Origin of the sequence: Roseburia sp. 1XD42-69 (genome assembly GCF_003612565.1) — a bacterium.
Taxonomy (GTDB): domain Bacteria; phylum Bacillota; class Clostridia; order Lachnospirales; family Lachnospiraceae; genus Roseburia_B.
Window position 1 is genome coordinate 1 of record NZ_RAZG01000027.1, and the last position, 26568, is coordinate 26568.

The window sequence follows — 26568 nt, forward strand, 5'->3', positions numbered from 1 at the left end:
TAAAACAACGCCATACAACATAAAAATAAATAAAATTTGACATAAAAAAGCCCGCATTTCTGCGGTTTGTAGTGTTTTATATTTCTGACAAGTGTCGAAGACCCGTATTTGTCTGTTTTAAAATTATAGAGCAAAAAAGACATTTCAATATGTTTAAAATATATTATACGACATAATGGTAAAAATATCGAATTCTTTTTTTTAAAGTGAACATCAGAAGATATTGACAAGTGCAAATAGAAAAGAATATAATATAGAAAATACCACTGAGAAATATATGGAGCGGAAAAATATATGGAAAAAATGTCAAGAGAGGAAAAGACGGATTTTTTACTTTCAGAGATAAAAAAGAAGATGGATGAAAATGGCGGCATTATTAAAACCAGTCAGATAACGGAGCTGGGCGTGGATTACCGGAGAATTTTATCCTGGGTAAAAGATGGAACATTAGAGCGGGTAAAAAGCGGATATTATTCTTTTGGCTTTAAAGAACGCAGCGAAGAAGATTTAATTCTAGGGCTGTTTCCCGACGGTGTTTTATGTTTGGAAAGTGCGCTTTACTATCATCATTATATTGACAGAAAGCCTTATCAGTGGCACATTGCCATTGATAAGAACACTTCAAAATCCAGGTTTAAAATGGATTATCCTGTCATTTTGCCCTACTATACGGAGCCGGAAGTTTTAAAGCTTGGGGTGGAAGAAATCCCTTTTGCCAGCGGGATGATGAAGATTTATAATAAGCAGCGGATGATATGCGACTGTCTGAAATTTGAGGAGAAATTAGATAGGGATATATTTAAAAGGGCTTTGCTGTCTTATATTGCAGATAATTCTAAAGATATTGCTGAGTTACTCACCATTGCCAGGGAAAGAAAAGTGCTGCAGAAAGTTCAGAGTACGTTAGGAGTGTGGCTGTAATGCAAAAGGAGCAGAAATTGACTGCTGTTTTCTTACAAGATATGGCAACCCAGAAAGGTCTTGCCTTTCCAAAACTTTTAGGAGCTGTGGTTTTAGAGGAAGCGGTAAGGATAATTTGTGAATCTGAATATTCTGGTGAATTTTGGCTGAGAAATGGAAATATACTTACAAAGGAGAACTATGATCGCAATTTAAAACTGAATCTGGAGTTTGACTATGTAATGCAAAAAGCTCCAAAAGACCTGGAGGGAATTACGCCTGGAGAGCTTTTGCGGGACATTACCCAGCATGTAAAAGAGGAAGTTTTTGAAGGGCAGGAAAATCGCCGGGTGGATTTTGAAGTTCAGATGAAAGCTTTTCCTAAATTTGTTAGATTTGATTGTACAGGAAAGATTGAGGGTATGCGTGTTCCTATAAGTATTTTGTTTCACTATTTACAGGATGAAAGGCTGATTCCGAAAAAGGAAACTTTTTCTCTTCTGGTATTCCCAGAGGAAGAGGTATCTTATTATTGTTTTCAGCCGGAAAGTATTCTGGCGGAGAAATATCTGGAAATTGTCACGAAATTGGAACTGATTCAAAATCTGAAAGCCTATTATGACGTTTACTATCTCCTAGACAGGGAGAGCGTGGACGGGAGGAAAGTCCGGGATTATATCAGTGAATATTGTCAGTCTGAGAAGATTCCAAGGGATAACACGAGAATGGATATGGTGAAAAACTATAAGGATTACACTTTTATGAAGAAAAAGTGGAAAGTTTTCCTTCGTTCTATTCACAGTAAAGAGCCGGCATGGGAGCAGGTGATGGAACGTTTTGTAAGTTTCTTTGAGCCAATCTGGAAAGCGGTGGCAGAGGATTTTATCTTTTTTGGAGACTGGATGCCGGAGTTGAACCGGTTTTTGTGAAATAAGGTTTACAGTAAGTATTCTAAAAATACCGGAGAGAACATATGGAAGACATGCTGGATGAAAAACTAAAAAAGTACGGGGAAAGTGATTTTTATCCTTTTCATATGCCTGGGCATAAGAGAGGGGAGATGGATTTTCCAAATCCCTATAAAATAGACATTACAGAGATTGAGGGGTTTGACGACCTCCATCATTCCAGGGGAATTTTACAAAAGGCCCAGATGCGGGCTGCCAGGCTCTACGGTTCAAAAAAAACATACTATCTGGTAAATGGAAGTACCTGTGGTATCCTTGCCTCTGTCTTTGCAGGGACAAAAAGAGGGGACAAGATATTGGCTGCCAGGAATTGCCACAAATCTGTATACCACGCCATTTATTTAAATGGACTTGAGGGGATTTATGTAAATCCTGTGATTACATGCCAGGGAATCCAGGGTGAAATTCACCCGGAGGATATTGAGGAAAAACTAAATGAATTTCCGGATATTAAAGCTGTTGTAATTACAAGCCCCACTTATGAGGGAATTGTCAGCGATATTGCATCTATTGCAGAAATTGTCCACAGACACAGAATTCCTTTGATTGTGGATGAAGCCCATGGGGCCCATTTTGGATTTTCCGAAAAATTTCCCAAAAGCGCAGTGGAATTTGGGGCAGACGGGGTAATCCATAGTCTTCACAAACAGCTGCCAAGTTTTACCCAGACAGCCCTTCTCCATATAAATTCTGATTTTATAGAAGAGAAGAAAATAGAGGAATATCTTGGAATGTTTGAGACAAGTTCCCCCTCCTATATCCTTATGGCAGGGATAGAAAAGTGTATCCGCTATGTAAATGAAGAAAAGGCAAATTTATTCCCTAAGTTTGAAAAAAATTTGGAAGAGTTTTATAGGAGGGCCAGAAAGCTTCATTATATTAAAGTGCTAGAGGAAAAAGATTTTACGGCGGAGGAATGTTTTGCAAAAGACCCATCTAAATTGGTGATTTCCGTCAAAAACGCCAATATGACAGGAAGGGAACTCTGCCGTACTCTTTTGGAAAAATATCATTTGCAAATGGAGATGGAGTCAGGTTTTTATGTCCTTGCCATGACAAGCATTATGGATAGGGAAGAAGGTTTTTTGCGGCTGTCAAAGGCATTGGAAGAAATCGATCTGACTTTGGAAGAAGAAAAAGAAGATAAATCCCAGGTGATTGGGGAAATTTATCAGCCCAAAGATAAGAAAATGGAATTGTGGGAAGCTAAGGAAAAGACAGCAAAAGAGGTTTCATTTTTTGAAGCGGAAGGAAAAATTTCCGGCGCTATGGTTTCCATTTATCCCCCAGGAATCCCCGTGATGCTTCCCGGGGAAATCATTACGAAAGATTTTATAAAAAATCTCAGAGAGTGCAGGAAACTTGGGTTGAATGTGCAGGGAATTGCCGATATATTAAATGAGAGGATAGACGTTATAGCAATTTAGCAGTATAATTAAAGGACAGACAATGGGAAAAATTTTTTGTATTATGGGTAAAAGTTCCTCTGGAAAAGATACACTGTATCAATTATTATTAAATAAGGAAGAATTGCACTTATCCCGGATTATTCCCTACACCACAAGGCCCAGACGCAGGCTGGAGGAAGATGGAAGGGAATATTTCTTTGTAGATGAGAAGCAGCAGCAAAAGATGGAGGAGGAAGGGAAAATTATAGAACTCCGGTCTTATGATACTGTACACGGGATATGGAAATATTTTACCGTAGATGACGGACAGATTTCTTTGGAAAATCATAATTATCTAATGATAGCCACCCTGGAAGCCTATGAAAAAATGCTCTTGTTTTTTGGAAAAGAGGTTATGGTTCCCATTTATGTGGAGGTGGAGGACGGTATACGGCTGCAGCGGGCCCTAGACCGGGAAAAACTACAGGATTATCCCAAATATGCAGAGTTATGCAGGAGATTTTTGGCGGATACGGAGGATTTTTCCCAGGAAAAGCTTTTACATGCCAATATTAACAGGCGTTTTTATAATGAAACTTTGGAGAAAACCTGCCAGGAGATTGGGGCATATATCAAGTGTGAAATATGCACTGCAACGTCTTAAAAGAATCGGAGGTAAGGTTATGGAATTAAAGGTAAATGAAATGACACCGGTTTCCAATGTGGAGCCGGCAGTAAAAACCGATACCAATGACGGGGCCTTTAAATTTACACTCACCAGCGCCATTGGGGAAGCCCAGCTTCAGGAACGGCTAAATACCCTTTTAAATGAGATTACCAATCAGGGAGAGCGCATTGCCCAGCATATGGATATTCGGGATATGAAAAAGTACCGGGGCCTGGTGAAAGAATTTTTAAACGAAGTGGTAAACCGTTCCCACAAGTTTTCCAGGGAAAACTTTTTGGACAGAAAAGGTCGGCACCGTGTGTATGGAATTATCCGTCTGGTGGATGTCACATTGGATGAGCTGGCGGGGGAGCTGGTAAAAGAAGAGAAAGACCATATTTCCATCTTAAGCAAAATAGGGGAGATACAGGGTCTGCTTTTAGATATTTTTACTTAAAAATAATATGACTAAGAATATTATAAGATAAAAAAGCCAGAATGGAGGTATGAGTATGGGAGACTTTTCAAAAATCCTTGGACATGAGAACATAATCGGATACTTTAAAAATGCAATATCTATGGAAAAGGTGACCCATGCCTATATTTTAAATGGCCAGGAAAAATCGGGAAAAATGATGCTGGCGGAGGCTTTTGCCATGGCTCTCCAGTGTGAGCAGGGGGGGAGCAAGCCATGCAATACCTGCCATTCCTGCAAACAGGCATTAAACCACAATCAGCCGGATATTATTTATGTCACCCATGAAAAACCAAATACCATAGGGGTGGAAGATATTCGGAAACAGATTAATGACGATATTGTATTAAAGCCTTACAGCAGTAAATTTAAGATATACATCGTGGATGAAGCGGAAAAAATGAATATTCAGGCACAGAATGCATTATTGAAGACTATGGAGGAGCCGCCAAGTTACGCAGTTTTACTTTTGCTTACCACCAATGCGGACAGCTTTCTTCCCACTATCCTTTCCCGGTGTGTGCGTCTGGATTTAAAGGCAGTTCCCGATTCCATGATTCGGAAATTTCTTATGGAAGAAAAGCAGGTTCCCAGTTATCAGGCGGATATCTGTGTGGCATTTGCCCAGGGAAATGTGGGAAAGGCAATCGCCCTGGCATCCTCCGATAATTTTAATGAGATGAAAAATTCCGCCCTGCAGCTTATTAAGAGGTTAAATGATATTGATCTATATGAGATGATGGAGGCTGTAAAACAGATATCAGAATATAAATTGGAGATTCAGGATTATTTTGACCTGATGATGATTTGGTATCGGGATGTACTTTTGTACAAAGCCACCGCGGATGCAAACCGCCTGATTTTTCAGGAGGAAATTTACAGCATAAAAAAAGAGGCGTCCCACAGTTCCTACGAGGGGATTGAAAATATATTAAAGGCTTTGGAAACGGCAAAGGTGCGCTTAAAGGCCAACGTAAACTTTGAGCTTTTGATAGAATTATTATTATTGACCATAAAGGAGAATTAGAATGACAAAAGTAGTTGGAGTCCGGTTTCGCAGCGCCGGTAAGATTTATTATTTTGACCCGGCAAATTTTGAGATGGAGGCCGGCACCCACGTTATTGTGGAAACTGCCCGGGGCGTGGAGATGGGCACTGTAATTTTTGCGCCGAAAGAGGTGGAGGACGATGCAGTGGTTCAGCCTTTAAAAACCGTAATCCGTGTTGCCACGGAGGCAGATGAGAAGGTGGTAAAACGAAATAAAGAAAAGGAAAAAGAAGCCTTTCAAATATGCCTGGAAAAAATTGCGAAACATCAGTTGGAAATGAAGCTGGTGGATGCGGAGTACACCTTTGATAACAATAAGCTGCTGTTTTACTTTACAGCGGACGGGAGGATTGATTTCAGGGAATTGGTAAAAGATTTGGCTTCCGTATTCCGCACAAGAATTGAGCTTCGCCAGATTGGTGTGAGGGATGAGACAAAAATTTTAGGGGGAGTTGGAATCTGCGGAAGGGCATTGTGCTGCCATACCTATCTTTCAGAATTTGTACCTGTTTCCATTAAAATGGCAAAAGAGCAGAATCTTTCCTTAAATCCCACCAAAATTTCCGGCGTTTGCGGCAGGTTAATGTGCTGTCTGAAAAATGAGCAGGAAACCTATGAGTATTTAAACAGCCGCCTTCCCTTTGTGGGTGATCACGTTACCACCCCGGAAGGGTTAAAGGGAGAGGTGCAGAATGTGAATGTGCTGCGCCAGCTTGTGAAAGTGATTGTGGATGTGGGGGATGAGAAAGAAGCCAGGGAATATCCTGTGGAGGAGTTGAAATTTAAGCCCCGTAAAAAACATGTGAAGTTATCTCCCCAGGAATTGAAGGAGTTGGCCGATTTGGAGGATAAGGGAGGAAAATCAAAAATTGACGATGGAAAGTAATCTGAAACCTATGGAGCGGTTGGATGAATTACATCGAAACGGTTATTATATTATTCAAAATTCGGAAAAATTCTGTTTTGGCATGGACGCAGTACTGTTGTCTGGTTTTGCCGCTGTAAAGTCTGGAGAGCGGGTACTTGATCTTGGCACGGGAACAGGGATTATACCAATTTTACTGGAGGCCAAGACCAAGGGAGAACATTTTACCGGTCTGGAAATCCAGGAGGAGAGCGCAGATATGGCAAGGCGCAGCGTTGCCATAAATAAGCTGGAAGAGAAAATAGATATTGTAACCGGTGATATCAAAGATGCCTGTGAAATTTTCGGGGCATCTTCTTTTCATGTAATTACCACAAATCCTCCCTATATGATAGGAAATCATGGGATTTCCTGTGCCAGTGAGGCAAAGGCCATTGCCAGGCATGAGACACTTTGCACTTTGGATGATATTTTGCGGGAGAGCGCAAAGATGTTGAAACCAAAGGGAAGGTTTTATATGGTTCACAGGCCCTTCCGCTTAGCGGAAATTATGAGCAAAATGGTGTCCTATAAAATTGAGCCAAAGCGCATGAAACTGGTGTACCCCTTTGTGGACAAGGAACCAAATATGGTTTTGATTGAAGGGCTTTTGGAGGGCAATTCCAGAATGAGGGTAGAAAAACCTTTGATTGTATATGAAAAGCCCGGGGTTTACACAGAGGAAATTTACGATATTTATGGGTACTAAAATATTCCGCTTTTTAGCATATGAAAGGGTAAAATATGTCTGGTAAATTATATTTATGTGCAACTCCCATTGGAAATCTGGAGGATATCACCCTGCGGGTACTTCGTACATTAAAGGAAGTGGATTTAATTGCGGCGGAGGATACCAGAAATTCTATCCGCCTGTTAAATCATTTTGAGATTAAGACTCCCATGACCAGTTACCATGAGCACAATAAGATTGAAAAGGCGTATCAGCTTGTGGATTTAATGGGGCAGGGAAAAAATATTGCCCTGATTACAGATGCAGGGACTCCGGGAATTTCTGACCCGGGGGAGGATTTGGTGCGGATTTGTTATGCAAAAGGAATTGAGGTCACTTCCCTTCCTGGTGCAGCGGCCTGCGTCACAGCCCTTACCATGTCGGGGCAAAAAACAAGAAGGTTTTCCTTTGAAGCATTTCTTCCCAGGGATAAAAAACAGCGGGAAGAGGTTTTAGAGGAGATGCGGGAAGATACCCGGACATTAATTGTCTATGAGGCTCCCCATCATTTGAAAAAAACATTAAAGGAACTTTATGATGTTTTGGGAGAAAGAAGTATTACGATTTGCAGGGAGCTGACGAAGAAGTTTGAAGAAAAACTCCCCATGACACTGTTAGAAGCGGTAAATTACTACGAAGAAAAAGAGCCCAGAGGGGAATTTGTTTTGGTAATTGAAGGAAAAAACCGGGAGGAAATGAAAAAGCAGCAGCAGGCCATATGGGAAGATTTGGATTTAGAAGAACATATGGCAATTTATGAAAAAAAGGGCATGGCAAGAAAAGATGCCATGAAAGCAGTGGCAAAGGACAGAGGGATCAGCAAGAGGGAGGTTTATCAGGGACTTTTGTGACGGTATTTTGTGGGGGAGCAGCCTTTTACTTTCCGGAAAACTTTTGCATAGTAGTTGGAGTCGTTAAATCCCACGGACTCTGCAATCTCTGCGATGGAGTCGTTCGTATTGAGAAGGTAATCCGTGCTTTTTTCAATTCTGTATTGTAAGATGAATTCAAAAAGAGAAATGTTCATGTGCTTTTTAAACAGCCTGGAACATTCGCTTTCGCACAGGTGTATCTGTGCGGCGATTTCCCCTAAGGTTAGTTTTTCCGTGTAATTTTTTTCAATATAAGATAAAATTTTTCGGATTCTGTCAAAATTGCATTTATCCTCAGGCATATTTTTTGCATAAGTTTCATGGTACAGATAAATCATAGCCCAAAACTTTTGAAGCTCCGCCACAATGTGAAGTTCATAGGCTGGCTGTGGGCGTGCATTTATTTCTATGATATTTTTTACCGCTTCAAGAGCATTTAAGTGCCATTTTTCTGAACAATCAAAATGAATGGCAGGCATGGCATGATTTTTTAATACTGGTCTTACATATCTGGTATAGATTAGGCTGTTTTCATAACCGTAAATTAGTTTGGGCTCAAAAGTAATGGATGTATAGGCACAGTCTTTTTTGTTTATCATTTCCCCTGCATGGAGGGTGTTGGAATTTCCAAAAAATCCCTGCCCTTCTTTCAGGTGAAAGGTGCAGTCGTTGACTTTGTAAATCATTTCCCCCATGGTAATGAGAGTAACTTCGATTTCCGGATGCCAGTGCCACAGAAAAGAGCCTGCCTCGTATCCGGAAAGTTTTTCATAGCTTACAAGAAAAGGGAAGGAGTAGTCTCCGTGTTTTTTCATTTCTTTTTGGAACCGGTCTGTTACAATCTGCATTATTTTTCCTCCTGTTAAAACAAAAACACAAAATACTACTTATTTTTTATATTATTTTACCTTAATTCAAAAAAAATCTCAATATAATACTAATTCTTCTCAATTTTTTCAAGGCTTCCCGGAATGTAATATGATACATTATAGAAAAGCGGGGAAACAAAAAGGAGGATGGTAAATGTATATTGCACAGGAAACACGATATGATAAGATGCAGTACAGGCATTGCGGCGCCAGCGGGCTTTTGCTTCCGGCGGTATCACTGGGACTTTGGCATAATTTTGGATCTAACGGAAATTTTGATACTATGACGGATATGTGCCGTACTGCTTTTGATTGTGGGATAACCCATTTTGACTTGGCAAATAATTACGGCCCCGTGCCCGGTGCCGCAGAAGAAAATTTTGGCCGTATTTTAAAAAAGACTTTTCAAGGTTACAGAGACGAATTAATTATCTCCACAAAAGCGGGATATGATATGTGGCCGGGGCCTTATGGAAACTGGGGCAGCAAAAAATATCTGGTGGCAAGCCTTGACCAGAGTTTAAAGAGGATGGGACTTGATTATGTGGATATCTTTTACCATCACAGGCCCGACCCGGATACTCCCCTGGAAGAGACAGCCCGGGCTTTAGACGGAATTGTAAAAAGCGGAAAAGCTTTGTATGTGGGAATTTCTAATTATAATAAGGAACAAACCATTGCCATTGCAGAGCTGTTTCAAAAGATGGGAACACCATTTATTATCAACCAGAGAAAATATTCCATGCTTGTAAGGGATATTGAAAAAGACGGTTTAAAGGATTACGCCGGGAAAAACGGAATTGGAATCATTACATTTTGTCCACTGGCCCAGGGGCTTTTGACAGACAGATACCTAAAGGGCATTCCTGCAGACAGCAGGATTCGCACAGACGGAAGGTTTTTAAAGGAAGACGCTGTTCAAAGGGATACACTGGAAAAAATAGAAGCATTAAATGAGATTGCAAAAGAGCGGGGACAGAGCCTGGCGCAAATGGCTTTAGCATGGATTCTCCGGGATGGGGATATTACCAGCGTTCTGATTGGGGCGTCTAAAGCGTCTCAGATTGTGGATAATGTGGGAATGCTTAATAATACATCTTTCAGCAGTGAAGAGCGGAGTAAAATTGACAAAATATTAAATGTATAATAATCAAGTATAAGAAAAGGAGATTGAAAATGAGACTTCCAGATACAGATACATTGCAAAGAGTATACGGCGAAACAGAAAAAAGCGGCAGAAGGTTTGAATCTTTAGGGGAAAATTTTAAGAAGTGTTTTGGAAAAGAGGAAGCGGAATTTTTTTCTTCTCCGGGCAGAACAGAAATTATCGGTAACCATACGGACCACAACGGAGGTAAGATTTTAGCTGCAAGCATTAATATGGATACCATTGGGGCAGCATTGCCAAATGATTCCAATATGATTGAAATTGTAAGTGAAGGCTACCGGGATAAGATTGTGGTGGACATTACAAGGGTTGACCATGTACCGCAAAATCAGGGAACCCTTTCCCTGGTGGCGGGTATGGTAAAAGCCATACAGGAATTTGGCTTTCAGGTTTCCGGGTTTCAGGCATATGTTTCCACAGAGGTAATCAGCTCTGCAGGGGTAAGTTCCTCCGCTTCTTTTGAAATGCTGTTTTGCGCAATAGTGAATCATTTCTTTAACGACAATAAAATGAGCTGCCTGGATTGTGCAAAAATAGGGCAGTATGGGGAAAACCATTATTGGAACAAGGCTTCCGGACTTATGGATCAGCTTGCCTGTGCAGCAGGAGGGGCAATCGCACTGGATTTTTCCACGGAAAAGGTTTACGAAAAAATCGATTTTTCCTTTGAGGATTACGGATATGACATGGTAATTGTGAATACGGGAAAAGGCCACGCAGATTTAAGCGATGAGTACAGCCAGGTTCCCCAGGAAATGAAAGCTGTGGCAAAGTGCCTTGGCCATACCCTTTTGTGTGAGGGAAGTTTGGATGAACTGGTGAAAAATATTCCTGAGATTGAAAAGAAAGTGAATAATGACAGGGCAATCCTTCGGGCAGTTCATTTTTATGAGGAAAACAAAAGAGTTGAGAATATTATTTCCGCTATAAATGAGAAGAAGGGGGATGTTTTATTAAACATTGTGTCTGAGTCGGGAAAATCTTCCTGGGAGCTTTTGCAGAACTGCTATTCCCTGGCAAATTTTAAGGAGCAGAAGGTGACTTTATGTCTTGCCCTTACCCAGCTTTTCTTAAATGAGAAGAAGGATGGATGCTGCAGAGTCCATGGGGGCGGATTTGCAGGAGTGATTTTAGGGGTAATTCCCAAGAAACATACGAAAGAGTATATGGAGTATATGTCCGGGTATGTGGGAGAAGAGAATGTGTATGCTATGAAAATCAGGGATACCGGGGCAGTGCATTTGGGGTAATAAAGTAGATTTTAGATTGTTAAGGGTGCAAAGTGATAAAAAGGGGCTGTCGGGAAATAGATAGCCCCCAAAGCATCCGCTAAAACCCGGGCAAGATAGGTTTTGCAGTCCATATGCTGCGATCAGGCTTTGGGGGAAAAGTTTCTCTTTATCAATTTTCCAACAGATACTCTCTCAAAATATAAAAGGGCATAGGCCCTGCCTCCACAATCTTTTTGTGAAACTTCAGGTCAGTGTACTTACTTCCCCAGGCGTCTTTCATATCTTTTTTTAGCTCCAAAAACTCCAGGTATCCAATATAATACTTCAGGTAATGGGCAGGTTCCTGTACAATCAGGTCATAAATGCTTTGAATCGTCTCCTCATCTTTGATTCCATAATCTTCAAAGAATTTTTTTACATCATCCAAAGACCAGCCGTCGTTATGGATACCCATATCTACAGTGGCGTAAAGGCTTAAAAGTGCAGACTGATTGTACATTAATATGTTAGAAATTTCCGCTTTTAAATCCATATATTTGTAAGAAATCATTTCCACGTAGGTTGCCCATCCTTCCACAAAACCGGGATAATTCAAAAGGGAGCGCACAGGCTCTAACCCGGCGGCCTGGGAACCTGTGGTCTGGTAAAGATGGCCTGGATATCCTTCATGGGCCAAAGTGGTGAAAAGCTGCACGCCCTGGTAATCACTTTTTTTGTTTATATAAATTACATTGTGGTTTAAATCATCTAGGGGTGCGGTGAGGTAAAAAGCAGGGGCAAGGGCATCCTCCAGAGATTCGTGTACATAATTTATTTCAAAAGATGTATTAGTGGCAGCAGGGAAATCCGAAAGCATTTTTTCCTGGAGAAAATTTAATGCGGACTCCGGGCTTTCCACTGTGATATCTGCTCCCTGGGAAGTTAAAATAAGGGAAGGATTTTTTGCCGCAATCTGTTGTACATTTATAATATCAGAATTTCGCTGGGTTTCCGTAAGCTTTTGAAGTTCTTCCACGCTTCTGTCAGAGCCTGTGTAACTTTTCACCAGATAGGCATAGTAGTCTTTCCCCCTGGGCAAATGGCAGAGGCCCTTTTCATTTTTTCCGGTGCCTTTTAATTTGGAAAGTTCGTCAATCATGTTCTGGTAAGCAGGAATTACTTTTTGCAAAACTAAATTGCGGTTCTGGGCTTTGTAGGTTTCTTTTTTCTCTTTCGGCACATCCTGCATTTCATCAATTCTTGCATTAAAAGTGGAAATCAGATAATTATTTTCCGGGTCAATGGTAAAGGAGCGGCAGGATTCTAATATAGTATTTACCGCAGTATCCGACATAAAAAGGCCTTCTTTAGATTTTTGTTTTTCAAAATCTAAGATACTGTTAAAGTAATCCTGGATAAATCCCAGAAGGGTAAGGTAGTCTGTTACATCCTTCTGACTGGAAAAAGAGTATTCCGCTAAAAGCACAGGGAGTTCTGAAGTCACACCTGTAGTGGGGCGGAGGGGTTCACTGTAGTACGTTAAGTCGGAAATACCCAGTTCTCCGTCGCAAAAATCTTTTAATATTGTTAAAGTCAGCCGCTGTCTGTCGTTTAAAGCGTCAAAATCAAAAGAATCTAACACAGATTTCATATTTTCAAGCTGGGAGACACTGTTTTCTATATTTTCATGGGAAAGGTTTCCAAGAGAAATTTCATAGTCCTTTATGCCGTAGGCCTCCGGGTCCTTTAAGGTGTAATGGAGGTTTATGGTGTTGGAGGTGACTTCCTGTATAAAAAGTTCCCTGGTATAATCATCAAACCTACTCCCCTCATTACTCTCCACAGAGGAATAATTTTTTTGTTCTGCAGAGGAAGAAGAGTTATTTATGGGGGCCTGGCATCCGTAAAAATGGGTAAGGGAAAGAGCCAGGCATAGAATACTGATAAGGGTTGATTTAAGTTTTCTTGTTGGTTTCAAGTGATACATCCTTTCTATTAGATAGTAAATAAGATATGATACCTCTATCATAGCATATGAGACAAATATGGGAAATATTATATAGAAAAAGGATAAGGAGAATTGAAATATGAATTACCTTTGGGGGTTTATGATTTTAATCGGGGTGGTATATGCCGCTTTTACAGGAAACCTTCCTGCCGTCACAGAGGCGGCAATTGATTCTGCCAAGGAGGCTGTCACCCTCTGTATTACTATGATGGGAGTCATGTCTTTTTGGGTGGGAATGATGCGCATTGCACAGAGGGCTGGAATTATCCAGAGTGCTACAAAAAAACTGATGCCTCTTTTAAAATTTCTTTTTCCCCGGATTCCGGCGGAACATCCGGCAAACTTATATATTGCCACCAATATGATTGCAAATATTTTTGGCCTGGGCTGGGCGGCAACACCGGCAGGGTTAAAAGCAATGGAATGTCTGGAAGAGCTTAGAAAAAAGCAGGGAGAGATTTTGAGTAAAAATTCCGCTTTAAAGGGCATGGCTAGCAATGAAATGTGCATTTTTTTGATTATAAATATATCTTCCTTACAGTTAATTCCCATGAATGTCATTGCATACAGAAGCCAATATGGAAGCGTAAATCCAACGGCGGTGATTGGGCCGGGGATTTTGGCGACAGTGGTGAGTACGGTGGCAGCGGTGATGTTTTGTAAGGTGATGGACAGAAAGCGGAGAGTGTAAGGCTCTCTGCTTTTATTTAGACAAGTCAGAGAATCAATGTCCGGGTTCAGGGAGCAGGACTGGCTTATAAATTTTCCACTTTACAATATTGGAAATTTGAATCGGTATTTAAATGAGAGAGGTCATTTTTGATCTCGATAAGGCTCTGTCTGCATATTTTTAAAGTCCTTCGGGGAAATTCCGTACTCTTTTTTGAAAGCCCTGTAAAAACTGGAATAGTCCCCAAACCCAAAGGTCTGGTAGGACTCTGTAATCCCCATGCCGGAGATAATTGATTCACGGCAGAGAAGCAGGCGCTTTTTGGTAATATATTGGTGGATGGAGAGCCCCAGATTTTCTTTAAATACATGGGCAATATGATATTTGCTCACAAAAAACTCCAGAGAAAGGCGTTCTAATGACAAATCTTCCTCAATATGTTCTTCAATGAAGCTGCAGAGATTCTGATACAAGGAAAGTTCTTCCCCGGCTTTTTTCGGATGTTTCTGTTCGTAGACCAGCCGGTTTAAATGAAGCACAAGGTCATTGACATATAGGGTTATTTGAGGGGATTTTCCAAAACGTTCCGAATTCATCTCCTCTATCAGCTTAATCAGTTTGGACTGGAGAGAATGAAAAAGGATTTTATCATTGTGATAAACATATTCTTTGTTGTGGATAATATGCTGCATGGCATAGGCATAATCTGTGGAGAGTTCCGTTAAGTAATTACAGTATTCCTGGCTAATCCAAAAGACAAATCTCTGGTAGGGCTTTTGGAAACTGTGAATAATCGGGCGGTGAACCACGTAGGGGGGAATCATCATAATATCTCCGTACCTAAGAGGATAGAGCTGGTCTTCAATTTCAATACTTACATCCCCTTCTAAAAAAAAGTAAAATTCATAATAATCATGGGCATGTTTTGATACCTGGTGCAGGGAAGTGTCACTGTAATAGTAAAGTTCAAAGTCTTTAGAGAGCATATATTGTCTGGTGAGAAAGGGGCTTTGATATTTTTTTTTCATAGGAACCTCCCTGGCATTTTATTGTAACCTATAAAATTGTTTTCATGTAAATTTTTTAGAAAAAGGGTGTCCCTACAGGAACACCCTTTTGTCATCTTTCTTCTTGCCAGATATAAAACTTTAAAAAATTCACTAGAACATGGAATTGTACCAGTCGCCGGAATTGTAATTGTAAGAGTAAGAACCATTGTCATTGTATGTATTGGATTTAGATGCCTCTGACTCTGCGTAGGAAGCAATTTTTGTAATCTGCTGCTGCATCTGCTCTCCAAGGCTGCCTTTTCCCTGGAAAAGAGATTTTACCTTTGACATATCTGCATCTTTAAAGGTGCTTTCGCTGATGGAAAGCTTATTGTCAGAGCCAATGGTAATTCCCAATGCGGAAAGGGCACTCTTGTTTGCCAGTACATAATTGGTCATGGTCTTTCTGGCCTGGGTGATGTTCTTGGTATTGGAATCCTCTGTCTTTTTCAACAGTGTATTGTAATCATTGACAAAATCGCTGACAGCTTTGTAGATGGCGTCTTTGTCATATCCTGTAACTTTGTTGCCATTCTTGTCTGTGGTTGTCACCTGGTTAAAGACAGATTTGTATCCTGTCTCACGCAGTGCGGCAAGAGATTTCTTTGCGCTGTTAGCTGCATCCTCAATGTTTCCTAAAGTCTTTGTGCTGTCCTTTGATGTTGAGATAGACTTTAAGCTGGATTTGTAAGACTGGGTGGAATTGTAATCTGCTTTCTTTGCCAAATCAGTTGCAGTAAATTTAATATTGTCTGCTTTGCCGCTAATCTGATATGCGTAACTTCCCACTCCGTTAAACAGGGACTGAACCCTTGCCTTGCTTGCTGCTTTGAAATCATCTTCATCAACAGTAAGTTTGTTATCGGAGCCTACGGTAATTCCAATTGCCTCAAGGGCTTTCTTGTTTGCGTTGGTAAAGGAAACCATGTTTTTTGCAGACCTTAAAATGTTAGTAGATTCAGAATTTGCCGCTGCATCGATTGTACTGTTGTAATTATCTGCAAACTCTTTAATTGCCTTATACATTTTGTCTGTGTCATAGTCAACATAGGTGTTTCCGTTTGCATCTGTCTTGGTCTGGAAAAGAGAATTTTTCCCTTTTGCCAGCAAAGCGGATGCAGAGTCTTTTAGACTGGAAGCTGCCTCAGAAATAGAATTTAAAGTCTGTTTGCTATCCTTTACACCAGATTTGGAAGAGGATGTTTTACCTTCTTCCTCATCTAAGTTTTTGTAGTGGGCAGTTACTAATTTGCGGTAACTTCCGTTTCTAATACTGGCATAATCCACAAGATTAACGCCAAAGAGCCCGTTTGATGAGGACGATGACTGTGATCCAAATAAATCGTTCCCAAAGATATTAGACATACTATCACTCCTTTGAATTAAATTTTTGGCATCCGTGCCGTGATTTTGATATACTCCTTCTATATCTATATCGTCACTTTTCTTTTCATTATTTAGTGAATATTAACAACTATTTATAGTCTTTTCGTGCTGTTGCAAATTATTTTTATGTGGGATAAACTGTATATAGAATATTTCGCTGTCACTTACTATTTGACTGCTGATTTATTACATAATTATGAGGAGGATTCAGGAATTGAACAATTTATTTGAAATGTCTGCAGCAATTAAGCAGGCAAAGGAGAGCCAGGGGGGGATGTTTTTTCTGTGGGAAATTCTAGTGTTTATAGGAGTATTTTTAGTCTCTATCATTATAGAGAGTATCTTCCTATTTCCCATGGAGTTTTTGATACAGTTAGGACATCCGGAATTAACTGCCGCTGCAGCATCTGGTGATATGAATAAATATACGGCATTGCTAAATGAAATGATGTCCGGTGATTTTTTTACAATTATATCCCTGTTTTCCACAGGGGGGATTATTCTTGTGACACTGCTTTTCTGTAAATTGATTCAGAAACGGCGGATGAACTCCCTGGGATTTGTAAAAAAAGATATGGCAAAAGAATATCTTGTAGGTCTTGGATTTGGGTTTTTATTATTCAGCGGGGCGGTTTTGATCTGCATTCTTACCGGGAGCATGAAATTTAAAGGTTTTTCTCCCACCTTTTCCCTTGGTATGTTTGTATTATTTGTACTTGGCTACATGATTCAGGGAATGTCGGAGGAGGTTCTTTGCAGGGGGTATTTTATGGTATCCGTTTCCAGGCGCTACCCCATTGTAATGGGAATTTTGGCAAATTCTTTGTTGTTTGCAGCACTTCATCTGTTTAACAGCGGAATTTCTATACTTGCATTTGTGAATCTTGTTTTGTTTGGAGTTTTCGCTTCCGTGTATTTCTTAAAAAGAGGAAATATTTGGGGAATAGCCGCATTTCACTCTGTATGGAACCTTGTCCAGGGAAATGTGTATGGAGTTTTGGTCAGCGGCATGGAAACCCAGTGCAGCGTTTTTTCAACTTCCATGGTGGAGGGAAAAGGAATTATAAACGGCGGCACCTTTGGGCTGGAAGGAGGACTTGCGGTAACGTTTGTGTTTATTTTGGGAATATGTTTTCTGTACACCAGGAAAACAGTGGATAAAGGAGAGAGCAATGGAATTGAAGAAAACATATAAAGGTTTAATTTTGGGTCTCATCGGTTTTTGTATCGTTTCAATGGGAGTTACACTTTTACCCTTAAGCAGTCTTGTTCTGGTAAGGATTATAAATAATTTCTGTACTTTTGGGGTTGTACTTTTAGCCTATGTGATTTATAGGACAGAATATGTGTACTGGTATACGGGCACAACTTATGAGGAAGCCTTAAAGGCAGGGAGGGATAGGAGAAAATCATTTGCCTTAAAACATTTTCGTTGTTTCGGATTGTTTGGGGTATTGTTCCTGGTTTTTTCTGTTGTAAGTTATTTTCTCCATATGAGTATCTGGATTGATACAGCCATTCTTTTTTCTGGGATCACAGTTGCTGCTCTGTGGACCATAAGGTTTAAATTATAGAAAAATTCCGCTGTATAATAATTACAGCGGAATTTTTCTATAACCCCATTAACTTTTTTCAGGAAGTTTATTTACAGGGGGAAGGCAGCTATGCTTTGTGCACACATAGTAGGTAGTTTGGTTATTTAAAAGCCGATAAGATTTTGTGGGCTTTGGAAGGATTGTGACAATGGTGTCTAAAGGTATTTTATTTATAATATTGGATTTGTCCGCTCCATTTCCCAATACCACCCGTATATATTCCGGAGAGAGGTAACAGGAGAGGGCCAGCAGGTAAAAACTGTGGGACATGGGCATTTCCTGTGCAAGTTTTCCCATAAATTTCAGTTGTTTTAATGTGATATCCTCCCACTCCATGTTTCCGGTTATCTGTAAAAGACGCACCAGATTGTGGGCCATCACTGCATTTCCGCTGGGAATTGCCCCGTCGTAAGTTTCTTTGGTTTGAAAAATTAAGGTTTCATTTTTTCTGCCTGACAAAAAGAAGCCGCCGTTTTTCTCATCCCAGAAATCAGAAATTGCAGTCCGGCATAAAGTTTCCGCCCATTTTAAATGAAGGGGACTGTTGGTGGCCTGGTAAAGTTCCAGCATTCCAAAGGCGGTAAAAGCGTAATCATCCAGATATCCAGGCAGGCCAAGACGGCCATTGCGATAGCTTACAAAGAGACGGTCTTTGTCCCAGAGATTTTTTAATATAAAGTCACCGCATTTTAGTACAGCAGAAAAATACCGCTCTTCACCGGATACCCTGGCAAGTTGTGTTAAAGCTCCCAGAATAAGGCCGTTCCAGGATGTTAAAATTTTATCATCTAAAGATAAAGAACTTCGGTTTTTCCTGTATTCCCTCAGTTTTGGAAGATGTTCTTCCAGGCATTTTGCCTCTTTTTGGCTTCCGGTGAGATGGGGAATGCTTTTGCCTTCAAAGTTTCCCCTTCTGGTAATGCCATAGCATTGGTTAAAGGCGGTTCCAGTCTCAGTCCCAAGGACAGTTAATATTTCTTCGGGGGTAAATACATAATATTTTCCTTCCACTCCGTCGCTGTCTGCATCCTGGGCTGTGTAAAAACCTCCTTCCGGGCTTTTCATTTCCCTTAAAATATAGTCCCCGGTTTTTTGTGCCACTTCAAGATAAAATGTATTTTTTGTCACATCATAGGCCTTTACATATGCCATAATTAAAAGTGCATTATCGTAAAGCATTTTTTCAAAGTGGGGAATCTGGTAGGACCGGTCTGTGGCGTAGCGGCAGAATCCGTATCCCACATGGTCAAATAGTCCACCTTTGTACATATTTTTTAGGGTTGTCTCCGCCATAAAAAGTGCGTTTTCATTTTTTGTTTTCACATAATTGTCCAAAAGAAATAGAAGATTGTGGGGGGTGGGAAATTTAGGCGCGCTTCCAAAACCGCCGTTTTCCTTGTCATAAGTTTGGGAAAATTCTTGGGCGGCTTTTTTGAGAAGAGTTTCTTCTATATTAAATGTGTCAATATTTTCCACATTGGAATATTTCTGGCGTGAAAGGGAGTCAGTGATTTCCTGGGCTAAGTCCTCAAGGCTTTTTTTATCTTCTTCCCACTTTTCCCAGATAAGAGTCAATAGCTGGGAGAAACCAATCATTCCTCTCTGGGTGGTTTTGGGAAAATAAGTGCCTGCAAAAAAAGGATGTTTTTCCGGTGTTAAGAATATACTCATGGGCCATCCCCCGCTTCCTGTCATTGCCTGGCAGACTTCCATATATATTGTATCCAAATCCGGTCTTTCTTCTCTGTCCACTTTCACAGATACAAAGTGTTCGTTTAGCAGGGTTGCTACTTTTTCATCTTCAAAACTTTCCCGTGCCATAACATGGCACCAGTGGCAGGTGGAATAACCGATACTTAAAAATACAGGTTTGTTTTCCTGGCTGGCTTTTTCAAAAGCCTCTTCACACCATGGAAACCAGTGTATGGCGTGGTCTGCATGGGAGAGAAGGTAGGGGCTGCTTTCATGGATGAGCTGATTGTTCATGGAAATTTCTAACCTCCTGATATTTATAACTTTTACCTTATCTTATCATTTTTTCAGAAATGGCTTTTAAATATACAGGAAGTTTGTGGATTCTAGTACTACGAATACTAAGTTGTTAAAAGACCTGCAATAAAAACGCTGGCGGCGATGCCGCAAATGGTAGAAAATAACGCTCCAAAAAGCGTAAAGCGTGTTTTTTTTATTCCCACATGGAGAAAGTAAATGCTCATGGTGTAAAAGATGGTTTCCGTACAGCTCATCATAATGGAGGCACATAAGCCCAGAAAAGAATCCGGCCCATAGGTTTTGTACAAATCCAGTAAAAGGCCGTTGGCGGCGGAGGAAGAAAACATTTTTACAACGGATATGGGTACTAATTCCGCTGGAAAATGTATAAAAGCGGCAAATTTTCCTAAGAGTTTTGATAGAAAATCTAAAAAACCGGAAGCTCTTAGAATCCCTACCGCCGTCATCAGTCCGATTAAAGTTGGCAGTATGTCTATAACCGTATGAAAGCCGTCCTTTGCCCCCTCTAAAAAGTCCTGGTAAATGTTTTGCCGGTTTAAAAGTCCATAGCAGACAATGAAAAAAACCATAAGGGGGATAATTGACTCTGATAAAAAATAAAAAAAGCCCATAAAAGCTCCGGAGTTTTTTTATAGTATATGACAAAAAAATAGGGCAAATGAAAAAACTTGCAAATCTTTTTGTTTTATTTTATACTTGTACAGCTAATATTTTATCTATAAAAAGTAACAAATGGAGGTTTTTATGGAACAATTACTAGGGTTAGACGGAAATATATTGCTTTTTATCCAGGAACATTTAAGATTTGATTTTTTGACGCCTATTATGATGTTTATCACTAAGCTTGGAAATGCAGGATGGTTTTGGCTTATACTTCTGGCAGTTTTATGCTGCAGTGCAAAGTACCGCAAGGTGGGCATGACTGGTATTACAGCAGTATTGATTGGATTTCTTATTACAAATGTGGTATTAAAAAATGCCGTGGCAAGAATACGTCCCTATGAGGTGGTGGAAGGGCTTATGCTAATTGGAAGAAAAGCCACGGACTGGTCTTTTCCCTCAGGGCATTCCACCTGTTCCATGGCGGCAGGAATTGTACTGTTAAAAAAGATGCCGGAACAAGCCGGCATCCCTCTTTTTGTACTTGCAGTTTTCATTTGCTATTCCCGCCTTTATATTGGAATCCACTACCCAAGTGATGTCTTAGGAGGGATTCTCATTGGAACATTTGCTGCTTTTTCCGCTCTTTATATTATGAAGCGGAAAGATAAACAGGAAATTAGTCAAACTTAAATCCGGCAAGAAGTGAACCTAAGTTGGTGGAAGCCTCTTCGTTGGAGACATATTCCTGTACATTTAAAACTTCATCTGCCTTGGTGTCCACCATTTCATCTTCCAGTGCCCGGATGCTGAGGCTGATTTTATTGTCATTGGTGTTTAAAATCTTTGCCTTCACCTTTTCGCCTATGCTTAACACTTCCCCAGGTTTTTTAATCCGTTTCTGACAAATCTGGGAGATGTGTACCAGGCCGGAAAGCCCGTTTCCAAGATTTACAAATGCCCCGTAAGGCATTAAGCTCTCCACAGTACCCTCTACAATAGAGCCGGGAACCAGCATGGAAATTCTGTGGTTTCTCTCTTCCTCTTCTTTTTCCCGTGCAATTACTTTTGCGGAGAGAACAAGTTTTTTTGCGCTTTCATCTACGGTGATAACCCGGACATCTAAGTCTTTTCCCAGCCAGGGATTGCAGTCCTCCACATAGTTCAGGCTTAAGTGGGAGGCAGGAATAAATCCCCGGATTCCCTCAACGTAAGCGATAACGCCGCTGGGGACAATACCTTTTACCCGCACCCTAAGAGTGGTATTGTCCTCCATATATTGAGTCAATTTTTCCCAGGCAAGAATTTCATTGGCTTCTTTTCTGGAGAGTAAAAGATTTCCCTCCCCGTCATCCATCCGGACAATGGTGGCTTCTAACACATCTCCCATATGAATGGAATCCATAATGCGAAAATCAGGGTCATCGCTGATGTCCTTTGCCTTAATAATCCCGGAGGCAAAATATTTTAAATCCAGGGTTACTTCCTCCTCATTCAGTGCTATGACTGTCCCGGTTACGATATCTCCTTCGGAGAGTTTTCGGAAAGAAGATTCCAACTCTTCCTTAAAATCTTCCATAGATTCTTTCTTTTCTAAAATTTCTTCTGCCATTTTTTATACTCCTTTTCGTTTTCCTAAAGATATCTTATCACAAAACATGGAGGATGCAAGTAAATATGAGCAGATTCCCAAAACTTCCATAATCCTAAGGTTTTAAAGTGGCATACTGGCCGATTTCCTCAAATCCAATTTTGTGGTAAATTCTTCCGGCGTCAGGGTTATGGTAGAAAAGGCATAAAAATTCTTTTCCCTGTGTAAAGGATTCCTGGCAGAGTTTCTGCACAATTGTGCTGGCGTATCCTTTCTTCCTGTAATCCGGGTGAGTGGCAATTCCAATTATCATGGCGCTTTTGGAGTTTGCACCGCTGGTGGAACCCACAGAAATTAATCGGCCATTGTCAAATATACCCCAGGCAATCCCGCCCTCCTGCAGGCTTACTCTGATTTGTTCTGCCATTTTATTCTCTTTACCGCGGTAATTACATGCAAATTCTTCAATATTAAGATAAAGATCCACAATATCCCGGGCATTTTCCGGGGTAAGTTTTTCTATTTTTAAGGTAGATGTATTGACCGGGGAAACAGAACTGCATCGGCACATGTAATCTGCTGTCATTTTAAACTGGGGCAGATGAGGAAGCAGCGGTTTTAGCAGCTCTACTTTCCCGCTGATGGAGTCGATGTTTTTTCTGTTTTGAAAGAAATCTAATACAGGATTCAATGCATAATTTTCGGATTGACTGTATATAATATAGAAGTCAAAGTATCTAAGAATCAGGGAATCGTATGTCCCAGAGCCGCTATCATTTGCATAAACCTCAACCTGGCTGGAAGAGAGACCAAAACTTTCTATGTCTCCATAAAAAAAGAGATTCATTTCCGGTTCTAAAGCGATATAGCGGTAAATATTTTCTTTTTCTGATTCCATACATTTTCTCATATTGCTCCTCCTTGTGTCTGGGTTTCAATAATTTTCAGTACTATAACCTATTTTGATTGAAAAGTCAATTTGACATTTGTAGGAGAAAGGAATATAATAATATTGTTGACGCGGGGTGGAGCAGTCTGGAAGCTCGTCGGGCTCATAACCCGAAGGTCACAGGTTCAAATCCTGTCCCCGCAACTATTGACATTACCTGAAATCAAATGATATAGGGTAATGTTTTTTTCATATTTAAAAAATAGAAAACTACGGAAGGATGATATAAAATGGAACAAAATGCAAAGACGGCGCTTTTTGAAGATTACCCTATTCCAAAAGCTGTGGCAAGCCTTACCATACCCACGATTTTAAGTTCCCTGGTAATGGTAATTTATAATATAGCGGATACTTATTTTGTGGGGCTGTTAAACGACCCCATACAAAATGCAGCGGTGACTTTGGCAGCCCCTGTGCTTCTGGCATTTAATGCGGTGAACAACCTCTTTGGTGTGGGAAGTTCCAGTGTGATGAGCCGGGCATTGGGAAGGAAAGATTATGATACGGTAAAACAGGGTTCTGCCTTTGGGTTTTACTGCGCCCTGTTCAGCGGCATCTTGTTTTCACTGCTGTGTTTTACCTTTGAAATGCCTTTATTAAGGCTTTTGGGAACGGATGGGACCACCCTTTCTGCCACCAGGTCATATATGAGATGGACAGTCCTTTTTGGAGCAGTTCCTTCTATATTAAATGTGGTTTTTGCATATCTGGTGAGAGCTGAGGGGGCGTCCCTCCATGCCAGCGTTGGAACCATGAGCGGATGTCTCTTAAATATTATTTTAGACCCCTTCTTTATTATGCCCTGGGGACTTAATCTGGGGGCAGCAGGGGCGGGACTTGCAACTTTTCTCTCAAACTGTGCGGCATGCCTTTATTTCCTGATTTTGATTTTTTGCAGAAGAAAGTCTACATTCGTGTGCATCCATCCCAAAATGCTGGTGTTTCGCAGAGACCTCGTCCTAGGCGTGTGTTCTGTAGGAATACCTGCATCCATTCAGAATTTATTAAACGTGACAGGAATGACAATTTTAAATAATTTTACTGCGGGCTATGGCTCCGATGCGGTGGCGGCTATGGGAATCGCCCAGAAAATCCAGATGGTGCCTATGCAGATTGCATTGGGGGGCTCCCAGGGAATTATGCCCCTTGTAAGTTACAATTACGCCAGCGGCAACCGGAAAAGGATGAAAGATTCTGTGATGTTTGTTACCAGATTTATGCTTGGGTTTATGGCGGTGGTGGTTTTGACAGGGATTTTTGGGGCAGGTACTTTAATCCACTTGTTTATAGACAATGAAAATGTAATCAGGCATGGAATTATATTTCTCCGCGGACTGATGTTGGCGCTGCCTTTCCTCTGTATGGATTTTATGGCGGTGGGAGTTTTTCAGGCAATCGGTTCCGGGAAGCGGGCATTAATTTTTGCAGTATTGAGAAAAATTGTGCTGGAGATTCCCGCAATTATTCTTTTAAATCTTATTGTGCCTTTGTACGGAATGGCATTTGCTCAGTTTGTAGCGGAATTTGTGCTGGCCATTGCAGCAGTAATCATGCTGAATCAGATTTTTCAGACAAAATCACTTTCATCAAAGAGAGAAAGTAAAAATTGAAGAAATTTACCAAGATAAAAAACCACAGGAGGTAATAATTATGGATAATATGGAACAATTTTTGCAGTGGGTGAAAGAATCTGACAATATTGTATTTTTTGGAGGGGCAGGGGTATCTACAGAAAGCGGCATACCGGACTTTCGCAGTGTGGACGGACTGTATCATCAGAAGTATGATTATCCTCCGGAGACGATTTTAAGCCACAGCTTTTATTTACAAAAAACAAAGGAATTTTACCGTTTTTACAGGGACAAAATGCTTTGCCTTTCCGCAAAGCCAAACAAAGCCCATTTAAAATTGGCGGAACTTGAGGCGGCAGGAAAATTGAAGGCAGTGATTACCCAGAATATTGACGGGCTGCACCAGGCGGCAGGGAGCAAAGAAGTTTTAGAGCTTCACGGCAGCGTACACAGAAACTACTGTCAGCACTGCGGGAAACTTTTTGACGCAGCCTACATACAAAATTCAGAAAATATCCCTCTTTGTGACGCATGTAAAGGGGAAATTAAACCGGATGTAGTGCTTTATGAAGAGGGACTTGACAATGAGATAATGACAAAATCCATTCGATATATTGCAGGTGCAGATATGCTGATTATCGGGGGAACTTCCCTGGCGGTGTATCCGGCAGCAGGGCTTATCGATTACTACAGGGGAAATAAGCTGGTGTTGATTAATAAATCCGTTACTCCAATGGACACCCGTTCCAACCTGAAAATAGAGGGAGGTATCGGAGAAGTATTTTCTCAGATTATATTATAATCATATTTTAAGAAAGGAAACATATGCAGTTTGAATTAGGAGATATTGTAAAATTAAAGAAAAAGCATCCCTGTGGCAGCAGTGAGTGGGAGATTTTACGGGTAGGGGCAGATTTTCGGCTAAAATGCCTTGGCTGCGGGCATCAAATTATGGTATCCAGGAAGCTTGTGGAAAAAAACACAAAGGAAATACGAAAAAAGGCTTGATTTGGCAAGGAATTTGTGGTAAAGTAACTACTTGTGAAAAACTACAAATTCCTTGCTCTTTCTATTTGACGGCAGTGTAGATATGCCGGGGGAGAGGGCCAGAGACCAAAAGGAGGTACAACAGCATGAACAAATATGAATTAGCACTTGTTGTTAATGCAAAAATCGAAGATGATGCCAGAACTGCTACAGTGGAAAAAGCAAAAGAGTATATCACCCGCTTCGGGGGAACTGTAACAGAAGTTGAGGACTGGGGCAAAAAGAGATTAGCCTATGAAGTTCAGAAGATGAGAGAAGGCTTCTACTATTTCATCCAGTTTGAGGCAGAACCATCTGTTCCGGCACAGATTGAACAGAATGTTCGTATTATGGATAATGTTCTTCGTTTCTTATGCGTTAAAAAAGACGAGGCGTAAATAGAAAAGAGGAAGATATATGAATAAGGTAATTCTGATAGGACGTCTGACAAGAGACCCGGAAATCCGTTACTCCCAGGGGGAGCAGGCCACGGCAATCGCAAGGTACACTTTAGCAGTGGACAGGAGATTTCGCCGGGACGGCGACACAAACACGGCGGATTTTATTGGATGCGTTGCTTTTGGACGTCAGGGCGAGTTTGCAGAAAAATATCTGCGCAAAGGAATAAAAATAGCAATCACCGGCAGAATCCAGACAGGAAGCTATACCAATAAGGATGGACAGAAAGTTTATACTACAGATGTTGTAGTGGAGGAGCAGGAATTTGCGGAGAGCAAAGCAGCCAGTGAGCAAAACGGCGGAGGTTTTATTCCCGCTGACAGACCGTCACCCACAGCGGCAGCAGGAGACGGCTTCATGAACATTCCCGATGGAATTGATGAAGAGTTACCATTCAACTAAATGGAAACTGTATATTTTGTACAGGCATATATTTGACAGGAGGTAAAAT

28 protein-coding genes and 1 tRNA gene are annotated in these 26568 nt (G+C 40.8%); 21 read left to right on the forward strand and 8 right to left on the reverse strand.

The window, feature by feature from the left end:
* The first annotated feature begins 294 nt into the window (after positions 1 to 294).
* Genes D7Y06_RS13450 through rsmI form a run of 9 tightly spaced genes read left to right on the forward strand, consistent with a single transcriptional unit; the run spans position 295 to position 7931 of the window.
* Positions 295 to 921, forward strand: coding sequence for a type IV toxin-antitoxin system AbiEi family antitoxin domain-containing protein (locus D7Y06_RS13450; protein WP_120408304.1), 627 nt, complete (start codon positions 295 to 297; stop codon positions 919 to 921).
* Positions 921 to 1829, forward strand: a complete 909-nt coding sequence (locus D7Y06_RS13455) for a nucleotidyl transferase AbiEii/AbiGii toxin family protein (protein ID WP_120408305.1) — start codon at positions 921 to 923, stop codon at positions 1827 to 1829. The genes D7Y06_RS13450 and D7Y06_RS13455 overlap by 1 nt, the downstream gene beginning before the upstream one ends.
* 44 nt (positions 1830 to 1873) lie before the next feature.
* Positions 1874 to 3295 (forward strand): aminotransferase class I/II-fold pyridoxal phosphate-dependent enzyme, encoded by a 1422-nt coding sequence (locus D7Y06_RS13460; protein ID WP_243119321.1) that lies wholly within the window; start codon positions 1874 to 1876, stop codon positions 3293 to 3295.
* Between the two features lie 22 nt (positions 3296 to 3317).
* Positions 3318 to 3920 (forward strand): guanylate kinase, encoded by a 603-nt coding sequence (locus tag D7Y06_RS13465; protein WP_120408306.1) that lies wholly within the window; start codon positions 3318 to 3320, stop codon positions 3918 to 3920.
* Positions 3921 to 3939: 19 nt separating this feature from the next.
* Entirely contained in the window at positions 3940 to 4380 is a 441-nt protein-coding gene (locus D7Y06_RS13470; protein WP_120408307.1) for a YaaR family protein, read from the forward strand.
* Positions 4381 to 4435: 55 nt separating this feature from the next.
* Complete coding sequence (locus D7Y06_RS13475) at positions 4436 to 5425, forward strand: DNA polymerase III subunit (RefSeq protein ID WP_120408308.1); 990 nt, start codon at positions 4436 to 4438, stop codon at positions 5423 to 5425.
* A 1-nt stretch (position 5426) separates the two neighbouring features.
* Positions 5427 to 6332 (forward strand): PSP1 domain-containing protein, encoded by a 906-nt coding sequence (locus tag D7Y06_RS13480; protein WP_120408309.1) that lies wholly within the window; start codon positions 5427 to 5429, stop codon positions 6330 to 6332.
* Positions 6322 to 7059 (forward strand): tRNA1(Val) (adenine(37)-N6)-methyltransferase, encoded by a 738-nt coding sequence (locus D7Y06_RS13485; protein ID WP_120408310.1) that lies wholly within the window; start codon positions 6322 to 6324, stop codon positions 7057 to 7059. Before D7Y06_RS13480 ends, D7Y06_RS13485 begins: the two co-directional genes overlap by 11 nt.
* A gap of 35 nt (positions 7060 to 7094) precedes the next feature.
* Positions 7095 to 7931: a 16S rRNA (cytidine(1402)-2'-O)-methyltransferase gene (rsmI, locus tag D7Y06_RS13490; protein WP_120408311.1), complete on the forward strand. Its 837-nt coding sequence runs from the start codon at positions 7095 to 7097 to the stop codon at positions 7929 to 7931.
* Here rsmI and D7Y06_RS13495 read toward each other — a convergent pair.
* Positions 7916 to 8800 carry an AraC family transcriptional regulator gene (locus tag D7Y06_RS13495; protein ID WP_120408312.1) on the reverse strand — a complete coding sequence of 295 codons (885 nt, stop codon included), beginning with the start codon at positions 8798 to 8800 and terminating at the stop codon, positions 7916 to 7918. The genes rsmI and D7Y06_RS13495 overlap by 16 nt on opposite strands.
* A 175-nt stretch (positions 8801 to 8975) precedes the next feature.
* Here D7Y06_RS13495 and mgrA point away from each other — a divergent pair, with 175 nt between their 5' ends.
* A complete protein-coding gene (gene mgrA, locus D7Y06_RS13500; protein ID WP_120408313.1) occupies positions 8976 to 9968 on the forward strand; it encodes an L-glyceraldehyde 3-phosphate reductase in 993 nt (330 codons plus the stop codon).
* Between the two features lie 29 nt (positions 9969 to 9997).
* Complete coding sequence (locus D7Y06_RS13505; RefSeq protein ID WP_120408314.1) at positions 9998 to 11239, forward strand: galactokinase; 1242 nt, start codon at positions 9998 to 10000, stop codon at positions 11237 to 11239.
* A gap of 151 nt (positions 11240 to 11390) precedes the next feature.
* Here the strand turns inward: D7Y06_RS13505 and D7Y06_RS13510 are convergent, their stop codons facing one another.
* Positions 11391 to 13178: a DUF885 domain-containing protein gene (locus D7Y06_RS13510; protein ID WP_158591368.1), complete on the reverse strand. Its 1788-nt coding sequence runs from the start codon at positions 13176 to 13178 to the stop codon at positions 11391 to 11393.
* Positions 13179 to 13287: 109 nt separating this feature from the next.
* Here D7Y06_RS13510 and D7Y06_RS13515 point away from each other — a divergent pair, with 109 nt between their 5' ends.
* Entirely contained in the window at positions 13288 to 13899 is a 612-nt protein-coding gene (locus tag D7Y06_RS13515; RefSeq protein ID WP_120408316.1) for a nucleoside recognition protein, read from the forward strand.
* Between the two features lie 122 nt (positions 13900 to 14021).
* On the opposite strand, the gene D7Y06_RS13525 is transcribed toward D7Y06_RS13515, so the two are convergent.
* On the reverse strand, positions 14022 to 14906 hold the full coding sequence (locus D7Y06_RS13525) for an AraC family transcriptional regulator (protein WP_120408317.1): 885 nt from the start codon (positions 14904 to 14906) through the stop codon (positions 14022 to 14024).
* A 132-nt stretch (positions 14907 to 15038) separates the two neighbouring features.
* Positions 15039 to 16292 (reverse strand): hypothetical protein, encoded by a 1254-nt coding sequence (locus tag D7Y06_RS13530; RefSeq protein ID WP_120408318.1) that lies wholly within the window; start codon positions 16290 to 16292, stop codon positions 15039 to 15041.
* Between the two features lie 235 nt (positions 16293 to 16527).
* On the opposite strand from D7Y06_RS13530, the gene D7Y06_RS13535 reads away from it, so the two are divergent.
* On the forward strand, positions 16528 to 17508 hold the full coding sequence (locus tag D7Y06_RS13535) for a CPBP family intramembrane glutamic endopeptidase (RefSeq protein ID WP_158591369.1): 981 nt from the start codon (positions 16528 to 16530) through the stop codon (positions 17506 to 17508).
* Positions 17486 to 17887, forward strand: a complete 402-nt coding sequence (locus D7Y06_RS13540; protein ID WP_120408320.1) for a hypothetical protein — start codon at positions 17486 to 17488, stop codon at positions 17885 to 17887. The genes D7Y06_RS13535 and D7Y06_RS13540 overlap by 23 nt, the downstream gene beginning before the upstream one ends.
* A gap of 48 nt (positions 17888 to 17935) precedes the next feature.
* On the opposite strand, the gene D7Y06_RS13545 is transcribed toward D7Y06_RS13540, so the two are convergent.
* Both D7Y06_RS13545 and D7Y06_RS13550 read right to left on the reverse strand, forming a co-directional pair.
* Complete coding sequence (locus D7Y06_RS13545) at positions 17936 to 19894, reverse strand: thioredoxin domain-containing protein (RefSeq protein ID WP_120408321.1); 1959 nt, start codon at positions 19892 to 19894, stop codon at positions 17936 to 17938.
* A 107-nt stretch (positions 19895 to 20001) separates the two neighbouring features.
* On the reverse strand, positions 20002 to 20532 hold the full coding sequence (locus tag D7Y06_RS13550; protein ID WP_120408322.1) for a spore maturation protein: 531 nt from the start codon (positions 20530 to 20532) through the stop codon (positions 20002 to 20004).
* 133 nt (positions 20533 to 20665) lie between these two features.
* On the opposite strand from D7Y06_RS13550, the gene D7Y06_RS13555 reads away from it, so the two are divergent.
* Entirely contained in the window at positions 20666 to 21214 is a 549-nt protein-coding gene (locus D7Y06_RS13555; protein ID WP_120408323.1) for a phosphatase PAP2 family protein, read from the forward strand.
* On the opposite strand, the gene D7Y06_RS13560 is transcribed toward D7Y06_RS13555, so the two are convergent.
* The gene (locus tag D7Y06_RS13560) at positions 21201 to 22133 is read right to left on the reverse strand and encodes a S1 RNA-binding domain-containing protein (protein ID WP_120408324.1); all 933 of its coding nucleotides are present in this window, start codon (positions 22131 to 22133) and stop codon (positions 21201 to 21203) included. The genes D7Y06_RS13555 and D7Y06_RS13560 overlap by 14 nt on opposite strands.
* A 94-nt stretch (positions 22134 to 22227) precedes the next feature.
* Positions 22228 to 23022 (reverse strand): GNAT family N-acetyltransferase, encoded by a 795-nt coding sequence (locus tag D7Y06_RS13565; protein ID WP_120408325.1) that lies wholly within the window; start codon positions 23020 to 23022, stop codon positions 22228 to 22230.
* A gap of 109 nt (positions 23023 to 23131) precedes the next feature.
* On the opposite strand from D7Y06_RS13565, the gene D7Y06_RS13570 reads away from it, so the two are divergent.
* From D7Y06_RS13570 to D7Y06_RS13595, 6 genes are all read left to right on the forward strand, one after another.
* Positions 23132 to 23205, forward strand: a tRNA-Met gene (locus tag D7Y06_RS13570).
* 86 nt (positions 23206 to 23291) lie between these two features.
* Positions 23292 to 24671: an MATE family efflux transporter gene (locus D7Y06_RS13575; RefSeq protein ID WP_120408326.1), complete on the forward strand. Its 1380-nt coding sequence runs from the start codon at positions 23292 to 23294 to the stop codon at positions 24669 to 24671.
* A 40-nt stretch (positions 24672 to 24711) separates the two neighbouring features.
* Positions 24712 to 25434, forward strand: coding sequence for an NAD-dependent protein deacylase (locus tag D7Y06_RS13580; protein WP_120408327.1), 723 nt, complete (start codon positions 24712 to 24714; stop codon positions 25432 to 25434).
* 23 nt (positions 25435 to 25457) lie between these two features.
* The gene (locus tag D7Y06_RS13585; protein ID WP_120408328.1) at positions 25458 to 25640 is read left to right on the forward strand and encodes a DUF951 domain-containing protein; all 183 of its coding nucleotides are present in this window, start codon (positions 25458 to 25460) and stop codon (positions 25638 to 25640) included.
* Between the two features lie 125 nt (positions 25641 to 25765).
* A complete protein-coding gene (gene rpsF, locus D7Y06_RS13590; protein ID WP_120408329.1) occupies positions 25766 to 26056 on the forward strand; it encodes a 30S ribosomal protein S6 in 291 nt (96 codons plus the stop codon).
* Positions 26057 to 26075: 19 nt separating this feature from the next.
* Positions 26076 to 26519, forward strand: a complete 444-nt coding sequence (locus tag D7Y06_RS13595; protein ID WP_120408330.1) for a single-stranded DNA-binding protein — start codon at positions 26076 to 26078, stop codon at positions 26517 to 26519.
* Positions 26520 to 26568: the final 49 nt, after the last annotated feature.

Coding starts and splice junctions, on each gene's coding strand:
- mgrA (WP_120408313.1), top strand. CDS start 8,976: ATGTATATTGCACAGGAAACACGATATGATAAGATGCAGTACAGGCAT.
- rpsF (WP_120408329.1), top strand. CDS start 25,766: ATGAACAAATATGAATTAGCACTTGTTGTTAATGCAAAAATCGAAGAT.
- D7Y06_RS13530 (WP_120408318.1), bottom strand. CDS start 16,292: ATGTCTAATATCTTTGGGAACGATTTATTTGGATCACAGTCATCGTCC.
- D7Y06_RS13465 (WP_120408306.1), top strand. CDS start 3,318: ATGGGAAAAATTTTTTGTATTATGGGTAAAAGTTCCTCTGGAAAAGAT.
- D7Y06_RS13560 (WP_120408324.1), bottom strand. CDS start 22,133: ATGGCAGAAGAAATTTTAGAAAAGAAAGAATCTATGGAAGATTTTAAG.
- rsmI (WP_120408311.1), top strand. CDS start 7,095: ATGTCTGGTAAATTATATTTATGTGCAACTCCCATTGGAAATCTGGAG.
- D7Y06_RS13580 (WP_120408327.1), top strand. CDS start 24,712: ATGGATAATATGGAACAATTTTTGCAGTGGGTGAAAGAATCTGACAAT.
- D7Y06_RS13585 (WP_120408328.1), top strand. CDS start 25,458: ATGCAGTTTGAATTAGGAGATATTGTAAAATTAAAGAAAAAGCATCCC.
- D7Y06_RS13475 (WP_120408308.1), top strand. CDS start 4,436: ATGGGAGACTTTTCAAAAATCCTTGGACATGAGAACATAATCGGATAC.
- D7Y06_RS13485 (WP_120408310.1), top strand. CDS start 6,322: ATGGAAAGTAATCTGAAACCTATGGAGCGGTTGGATGAATTACATCGA.
- D7Y06_RS13565 (WP_120408325.1), bottom strand. CDS start 23,022: ATGAGAAAATGTATGGAATCAGAAAAAGAAAATATTTACCGCTATATC.
- D7Y06_RS13495 (WP_120408312.1), bottom strand. CDS start 8,800: ATGCAGATTGTAACAGACCGGTTCCAAAAAGAAATGAAAAAACACGGA.
- D7Y06_RS13480 (WP_120408309.1), top strand. CDS start 5,427: ATGACAAAAGTAGTTGGAGTCCGGTTTCGCAGCGCCGGTAAGATTTAT.
- D7Y06_RS13450 (WP_120408304.1), top strand. CDS start 295: ATGGAAAAAATGTCAAGAGAGGAAAAGACGGATTTTTTACTTTCAGAG.
- D7Y06_RS13505 (WP_120408314.1), top strand. CDS start 9,998: ATGAGACTTCCAGATACAGATACATTGCAAAGAGTATACGGCGAAACA.
- D7Y06_RS13515 (WP_120408316.1), top strand. CDS start 13,288: ATGAATTACCTTTGGGGGTTTATGATTTTAATCGGGGTGGTATATGCC.
- D7Y06_RS13460 (WP_243119321.1), top strand. CDS start 1,874: ATGGAAGACATGCTGGATGAAAAACTAAAAAAGTACGGGGAAAGTGAT.
- D7Y06_RS13540 (WP_120408320.1), top strand. CDS start 17,486: ATGGAATTGAAGAAAACATATAAAGGTTTAATTTTGGGTCTCATCGGT.
- D7Y06_RS13550 (WP_120408322.1), bottom strand. CDS start 20,532: ATGGGCTTTTTTTATTTTTTATCAGAGTCAATTATCCCCCTTATGGTT.
- D7Y06_RS13525 (WP_120408317.1), bottom strand. CDS start 14,906: ATGAAAAAAAAATATCAAAGCCCCTTTCTCACCAGACAATATATGCTC.
- D7Y06_RS13555 (WP_120408323.1), top strand. CDS start 20,666: ATGGAACAATTACTAGGGTTAGACGGAAATATATTGCTTTTTATCCAG.
- D7Y06_RS13455 (WP_120408305.1), top strand. CDS start 921: ATGCAAAAGGAGCAGAAATTGACTGCTGTTTTCTTACAAGATATGGCA.
- D7Y06_RS13595 (WP_120408330.1), top strand. CDS start 26,076: ATGAATAAGGTAATTCTGATAGGACGTCTGACAAGAGACCCGGAAATC.
- D7Y06_RS13575 (WP_120408326.1), top strand. CDS start 23,292: ATGGAACAAAATGCAAAGACGGCGCTTTTTGAAGATTACCCTATTCCA.
- D7Y06_RS13545 (WP_120408321.1), bottom strand. CDS start 19,894: ATGAACAATCAGCTCATCCATGAAAGCAGCCCCTACCTTCTCTCCCAT.
- D7Y06_RS13470 (WP_120408307.1), top strand. CDS start 3,940: ATGGAATTAAAGGTAAATGAAATGACACCGGTTTCCAATGTGGAGCCG.